The sequence below is a fragment of the Arthrobacter sp. AQ5-05 genome (assembly GCF_003287975.1).
Taxonomy (GTDB): domain Bacteria; phylum Actinomycetota; class Actinomycetes; order Actinomycetales; family Micrococcaceae; genus Paeniglutamicibacter.
In genome coordinates this window covers 1-1,488 of the sequence record NZ_QMKQ01000073.1, presented here as the reverse complement: position 1 = coordinate 1,488, position 1,488 = coordinate 1, and the positions used below count along the sequence as shown (strand labels likewise).

Sequence of the window (1,488 nt, the reverse complement as noted above, 5' to 3'; positions counted from 1 at the left end):
TCTGGATGCGCCGCCGGGACATCGGTCTCGACGACGATGTGGTCCAGGTATCTGTGGCACAGGGCATCGAAGTAAGCTTTCCTCCCTACCAGGCTGCGCTGGCACTGCATGGAATCCAATCCCGCTAACGGCCTGACCAGACACGCGAGCGGTTACTCACTAGCGCGGGCGCAAGGACAACCAGCCGCAAGGCTCCTGGGTGACTCCTGTTGGCGTTCCTGTTTGTTCGTACTTTAGAGTCATGCTCGCTCAGGGTTCCCCCTTTGAGCCCACGACATCCACCTCGCCGGTAATCGCACTTCCATTCCCGCGTTGTCCACTGTCAACCGATGATTTGCCGGTCATGGCCACGCCCCATGGTTGCTGTACAGGACTTCTCAGGATTCCTGCAGTGGATGCTCCCGGGTCAGGTCCCTAAACCAGCGCATCTGGGCCGCGTCATGGTCCCGATCCAGGGCCGCGAGCTGCTGCGCCAGCGCACAGTACCGGGGTGTACCCGAAAGTGTGGAGGCGATCTGCCGCTTTAGTTCCAGGCGCAGACCGTGGAGCTCCTGCTCCCGGGCCCGCGACAGTTCTTCCCTACCCATAGGGCCATCCTTCATGGCACGGCCATCTTCCGCAACGGCAGAACATCTCCCGTCAGCAGCGTGGCACTCACCCGCCTTGGAAACCCTGGCGGTCACGAGGCCCACGACCAGGATGCCGGCCTCTGGGCGAACCAGCCGGCGTCCGCACACGGGGTCGAGGCGACGCCGGGCGGCGTGAGGGTGGACAAGACCGCTCAAAGTAGTAATAATGGTAATAATATTTTTACTACTTAGGATGTGGTGTTCGTGGTTGAATCCCCCATGGATCGTGCGGCGGCGGCAATCGACGCGATGGAGTCCGAAAACCTGAAGGTGACGGTCACCGCGGTGCGCTCCCGCGCCGGGGTCTCCATGGAAACCGCACGCTCCGCCGTGGAATCATGGCGCACGCAGCGTTCACACCCGGTGGTCGCGGTCACCGAGGCCGCGCAACAGGCGTTTGTGCGGTTGTGGGCCGTGGCGGTGGCCGAGGCCGACGCCCGGCACACCGCACAGCTCGAGGCCGCCCAGGCCGCTCTCGAGACTGCACGGGCAGAAGTCCTGGAGGCCGGCGCCTTGGTCGATGCCGAGGCCCAACGCGTCCAGAACGAAGCCGAACGCGCCGATGCGGCCGAAGCCCGGATCGCGAGCCTGGAGGCGGAGATCCGTTCCCTGCGCGAGGCCGAGACCTCCGAACGTGCCGCGGCACAGGACGCGGTGAAGGCTGCTCAGGCCGAAACGGGCCGGGCACGCGAGGAGGTCGCGGAGCTGCGTGGACGTCTGGCGGTGCTCAGTGAGCAGGCGACCCGCTACTGGGACAACGCCCTCCCCGCGAAACAACCGGAAAAGCGGGACAAGCCCAAACCCCAGCAGTAGCCCATGGCATGCCAGGAGTACGTCATGGGGCGGCTTACTGGTAGTG

Annotated in this window: 2 protein-coding genes; one reads left to right on the top strand and one right to left on the bottom strand. The window is 64.7% G+C overall.

Annotation, left to right across the window (positions count from 1 at the left end; genetic code table 11):
• Positions 1–377 precede the first annotated feature (377 nt).
• A complete protein-coding gene (locus DQ353_RS21035; protein WP_113765129.1) occupies positions 378–587 on the bottom strand; it encodes a hypothetical protein in 210 nt (69 codons plus the stop codon).
• Between the two features lie 246 nt (positions 588–833).
• On the opposite strand from DQ353_RS21035, the gene DQ353_RS21030 reads away from it, so the two are divergent.
• On the top strand, positions 834–1,442 hold the full coding sequence (locus DQ353_RS21030) for a DNA-binding protein (RefSeq protein ID WP_146755371.1): 609 nt from the start codon (positions 834–836) through the stop codon (positions 1,440–1,442).
• Positions 1,443–1,488: the final 46 nt, after the last annotated feature.

Bases quoted from the DNA above. Each gene is read 5' to 3' on its own strand.
- DQ353_RS21035 (WP_113765129.1), bottom strand. From the start codon at position 587: ATGGGTAGGGAAGAACTGTCGCGGGCCCGGGAGCAGGAGCTCCACGGT.